The sequence below is a fragment of the Synechococcus sp. MU1655 genome (assembly GCF_023630655.1).
In the GTDB taxonomy this organism is placed as follows: domain Bacteria; phylum Cyanobacteriota; class Cyanobacteriia; order PCC-6307; family Cyanobiaceae; genus Synechococcus_C.
Genome location: NZ_JAKUHK010000159.1, coordinates 1 through 4,599, shown reverse-complemented (window position 1 = coordinate 4,599; position 4,599 = coordinate 1). Strand labels below are relative to the sequence as shown.

General features: G+C 52.1%; 5 protein-coding genes. 4 read left to right on the top strand and 1 reads right to left on the bottom strand.

The features are described 5' to 3' along the window. The 3 genes from NCN04_RS08120 to NCN04_RS08110 all read left to right on the top strand — a co-directional run. Window positions 1–492, top strand: a 492-nt coding sequence (locus NCN04_RS08120; RefSeq protein WP_250395749.1) for a hypothetical protein, incomplete at its 5' end; no start/stop codon positions are given. A gap of 416 nt (window positions 493–908) precedes the next feature. Then, a complete protein-coding gene (locus NCN04_RS08115; RefSeq protein WP_350223245.1) occupies window positions 909–1,169 on the top strand; it encodes a TIGR02450 family Trp-rich protein in 261 nt (86 codons plus the stop codon). Window positions 1,170–1,213: 44 nt separating this feature from the next. Further along, window positions 1,214–1,870: a class I SAM-dependent methyltransferase gene (locus NCN04_RS08110; protein ID WP_250395748.1), complete on the top strand. Its 657-nt coding sequence runs from the start codon at window positions 1,214–1,216 to the stop codon at window positions 1,868–1,870. 248 nt (window positions 1,871–2,118) lie between these two features. On the opposite strand, the gene NCN04_RS08105 is transcribed toward NCN04_RS08110, so the two are convergent. Continuing rightward, window positions 2,119–3,651, bottom strand: coding sequence for a phytoene desaturase family protein (locus tag NCN04_RS08105; protein ID WP_250395747.1), 1,533 nt, complete (start codon window positions 3,649–3,651; stop codon window positions 2,119–2,121). Window positions 3,652–3,761: 110 nt separating this feature from the next. Here NCN04_RS08105 and NCN04_RS08100 point away from each other — a divergent pair, with 110 nt between their 5' ends. Continuing rightward, window positions 3,762–4,523, top strand: coding sequence for an SIMPL domain-containing protein (locus NCN04_RS08100; protein WP_048346797.1), 762 nt, complete (start codon window positions 3,762–3,764; stop codon window positions 4,521–4,523). The last annotated feature ends 76 nt before the right edge of the window (window positions 4,524–4,599 follow it).

The window sequence follows — 4,599 nt, the reverse complement described above, 5'->3', positions numbered from 1 at the left end:
AATAGCGCAGACAACATCAAACAACGCCATGCACAACAGTCAAAAATAATTGATCCTGGCCAAACCGGTCCAAATGCTGACCTCCTTCAGGGAAATCACGACGATTTTTCACTCAAAGCCAGGCGTCTTCGCAGCACCGACACAATGAGCAACAGCCAATGGGTGGTCGAATTATTTAAAGGGAGCAAACGCCTTGCCCTATGGCCTGCCATCAGCGGATACAACACCAATCCCACCGCCGACCGGCGTTGGAGCCCAGGAAATGGAGCAGCTCTGCCAATCGGAGATTATGTGCTGGGGCAGCCAGAGCCATGGGGAACAGACATCTGGTTGAATTTGCAGCCACAATTCAAAACAGACCGAAGTGGACTCGGCATACACCATTGCAATCCAGGAAGTGGATGTCTTTGCATTCCTAATCGCAACAACCTAGAAGCCATTGCTGCATGGGTAAAAGCCACCGGGATCAATACGTTAACTGTTCAGAATTAAACAGAGTAAGACAATACATCACAACAACCATTAGCCAAAGACCCAAGATGGATCAACAGAAACGAATAAAAAAGCCTTAACAAAGCCCATGGCCAAGACAGATCGAAATCATAGTGACAACAATTCCGGCAAATACAAAAGCTATCAAAACCGATAAGACGAGAAGCCAAGCTTTCTAGCCAATCTGTTCAAAATAAATTCATAAAATACAATCATTCGAGCAGCCCCTTCTGCATTAAATTGTCGAAGACTAAATTCACTCAATTGAGCTGATTCTAAATACAAGCAGAATGCTCATAGCCTTGTGGCCTGACAAGCATCACAAGACCAATCACCTTCGCAGTAAATCCAACACTTTACGCTAAAGCGAATCCAAGCACTTTCAATAATAACACCACTGAAATACAACGAATAACATGCCAGAGTCCCAACGTTTCAAAGAAGATCTCCACACCATAACCATGAGCTGGACCGTTGCTAAATGTTGGACAAGCGTTTTACCCCAGGAGGGCTACCGACATTTTCGCCTCATTCTTCAGGGCGGGAAAGGGCATTCACGATGGGTGGAACTAGAAGCAGTTCTTGATTCAAACGTGCGACTGCGCATCAACTGGAACGAACTCCGAAACCAAGAGATTTGGACCAGCGGTTGGCAACAGCTGCCACCAGAGGAGTGAGGTCTGACTCGCGGGGCAGCCAACAAACGCGCCAAAATAAAGGTATGGCAGTTCAAATTCTTACTGAGGATCAGCGATACAAGCTCGACCGCGAGCCTGATCGAATCTTTTATTCAGAACCACGCTTCGTCCAGCACTTAGACGAAAGCTTCAGGACACGTCTAACGGGCTTTTACAAAGAACATATTCCGTCTGGAGCTGTTGTCCTTGACCTGGGTTCGTCTTGGGTGAGTCACCTGCCAGAAGAGATCCATTACGAGCGAGTGATTGGCCATGGCATGAATGAAGCGGAACTCGCAGCCAACACAAGGCTCGACAGTCACTACGTCCAAGACATGAACCTGGATCCCACAATCCCTTTAAAGGATGCATGCGTTGACGCCTGTCTTGCTGTTGCTGCTTGGCAATACTGGACACAACCAGAAAATGTCGCGTCGGAGATGCTCCGGGTCACGAGGCCCAATGGCACAGCCATCGTTGCATTTTCGAATCGGATGTTTTTCACGAAGGCTCCGCAGGTTTGGACCGATAACGACGACACGCAGCATCTCGACTACGTCGGCACGGTGCTGCAAGCCAATGGATGGTCTGACGTACGGGTGTTTGCGGAAGAAACAAAAGCCTCTGGGTTGATGGGACTGGTAGGAGGCAAAGGCGACCCATTTTTCGCAGTTGTCGCGCGCAAAAGCATCGACTCATGATCAAGACATGATCCACAAGACAATCAAAAATATTGAGAGGAAGCTCAGCCTTCCAGCCCCAGCTCAAAACGAAATCACATCAACACAAACCCGTAGAGATTGGCTCAACAATCAACAAAATCAAGCTCATTATTTAAATTTGATTCTGATTTAAACCTTACAAATAACACATCAAATTCTCCTCTCTTTCAAGTCATTTTTTATTGCTGAGAAGCCGAGAGTTTTGAATTGTCAATCAGAACCTGCGCTTACAGGTCGAGCGCGTGAAGCAAGTCCCGCTGGGCCCTGCGACCGGTAATGGCGTGGGCTGCCATCGCACCACTTGCAGCCACGGGTGGAATACCAATCCCTGGGAAACAACTCGCACCACACTGCAAAAACCCCTCAAGAGGAGTGGTCACCCCAGGGAACAGCCCTTTCGATGCCGACAACGCAGGGCCATAGCTGCCTTGATGCGTGGATAGGTAATGACGGTGGGTAAGAGGAGTTCCCTCCATCACCACTTTGCAACGACCGCGGAGATCGGGAATCCGTTGCTCCAACACATCCCAAAACACCTGACAGCGTTGTCCACGTTTCTCCTGATAAGCCGGCGTTCCCCTCTGAAGACCAGCCCACATTGACCAGGGTTCATTGGCCGGGGTATAGGCATGAAGCACGTGATGGCCCTCAGGCGCCATCGTTGGATCGAGCACAGTTGGAATCGACACCACCACGGCATTGCGCTCAGAATCAATGCCCCGTTCCCAGTCACCAACCCAAACGGTATGGATCGGCAGATCCTCAAGACCGTTCGCATCAAATCCGAGATGAAGATGCAAAAAAGAATGACAACCAGGAGTGGACAGCCGTTCCTGACGCCAAGCCTTTGCAGCCATCTCAGGCAACAAAGCCGCCGTACTCCAGGCATCCGCGTTGCTCACCACAACATCGGCGTGAAGCGTCTCACCATTGCTGAGCTCGACGCCGATGACACGATCACCGTCGAGAAGCAGCCGGGTCACTGTTGCACCAAGCCGCAAGCGGCCTCCGTATGACTCCATGCCGCGCACGAGTGCGTTCACGACGGCCGCACTGCCTCCGCGCGGAAAATCAAGACACGATTCAGGGTCAAACCATTCACCAAACAAAGTGGCCATCGCGGCTGCGTTGGTGTCAGCCATCGGCATACCGCTGATCAAAAAACAGAGCAAATCAACCCAGTGGCGAAGAAATGGGTCCTGGAGATGACGATCAACTAGAGGCCCGAACGCACCACTGAGATGGCGGATGGCTGGCAAATGCTGAACCAGTCGTCCACTACGGCTCAACAGAGAACCAATTCCATCCACAGATGCCGGTAACGCCAGCAATGGCAAGGCATCTGCTGCTGCTGCAATCGGCTGCAACACGGCGGTGAAACGCTGCCACTCAGCCACAGCCCCAGGTCCACGCAGCCTTTCCACCACGCGTTCGAAGCCATTTCCTCCAACACCAACACGGAGATGTCCTTCTGGAAACAAGACATCCCAATCCTTGTAGGTCAAGACATCCAGTGGCTGATCCAACGCACGCAGAATTTGAGCAAGGGGATTGCTGCTTGGCCAACGTGACAATCCACTCCAAAGGGATGGGCCAGATTCGAAGTGATAGCCCTGTCTTTCAAAGCCATGAGCAGCGCCGCCTGGCTGGCTATGGGCTTCTAGAACCAAAACATCCTTTCCAGCCCGGGCAGTGAGACCGGCACAGCACAAGCCGCCGATCCCGCTTCCAATCACGATCACCTCAGCGCTTTTTGGCATCAATCACCAATCAGAGATCCGAACTCGGGTCATAGCCAGTCACAGCTGTGATCGCGAACAACACCTCCCAATCAAAAGATCGGTTGAAATGGTTCAAAGCACCAAGGTCCATGCCAGAACAATCCTCCCCAGGCCAAAACCAGCTGTCGCTATGGCGTCGAACGCCTCCCCTGGTGTTGCCCATGGTGGTGCTGAGCTGCGGGCTAGTTGTCGCCGGAGCTGTTGCTGTGAAAGGAATTCGAACCGCAACTGACACCGTGACCGTGACCGGTGCCAGCACTGAAAGGTTGCGCAGCGACTATGCCGATTGGACCGTGACCGTGAGTGGGAATGGTGTGAGCCAGCAGCAGGCTTATCAAAATCTGCAACCCGATTTAAAGCGCACGCTTGCATTTCTGCTCGATGCTGGCATCCCAGAAAGCAGCACCCAACTCACTGTTTTACGGACTGATCGCAACGATATTCGCAACCGTGTGACCGGGATGCTCACCAGCACGGAGTGGACGGCACGTCAATCCATCCACGTAGGCAGCTCAGATGTGGCCTTAATCCGCACGGCATCAAACAAAATCAGCAACCTGATTGGCGACGGTGTGTCATTGGCCATTCAGCCTCCGGCTTACACCTACACAAAACTGGCCGAAAAACGTGTCGATATGCTGGCCAAAGCCACCGCTGATGCTCGAGATCGAGCGATTGCGATCGCGAGACAAGCGGGCTCCGGCATAGGAGCGATCACCAATGCCGACACAGGCACCTTCCAAATCACCGTGCCGAACTCCACAAAAATGGGGAGCTATGGCTCCTATGACACCAGCACCATCGACAAAGACATCACCGCCGTGATGGGAGTGACGTTCAGAGTGCAGTGATCATTCTTCCCTTAATCCTGTTAGGTCTGTCCTGGCTGCAGGAAGGCATCGACCAACTCCTGCTGGGCGGACGCTG

Coding starts and splice junctions, on each gene's coding strand:
- NCN04_RS08100 (WP_048346797.1), top strand. CDS start 3,762: ATGCCAGAACAATCCTCCCCAGGCCAAAACCAGCTGTCGCTATGGCGT.
- NCN04_RS08105 (WP_250395747.1), bottom strand. CDS start 3,651: ATGCCAAAAAGCGCTGAGGTGATCGTGATTGGAAGCGGGATCGGCGGC.
- NCN04_RS08115 (WP_350223245.1), top strand. CDS start 909: ATGCCAGAGTCCCAACGTTTCAAAGAAGATCTCCACACCATAACCATG.
- NCN04_RS08110 (WP_250395748.1), top strand. CDS start 1,214: ATGGCAGTTCAAATTCTTACTGAGGATCAGCGATACAAGCTCGACCGC.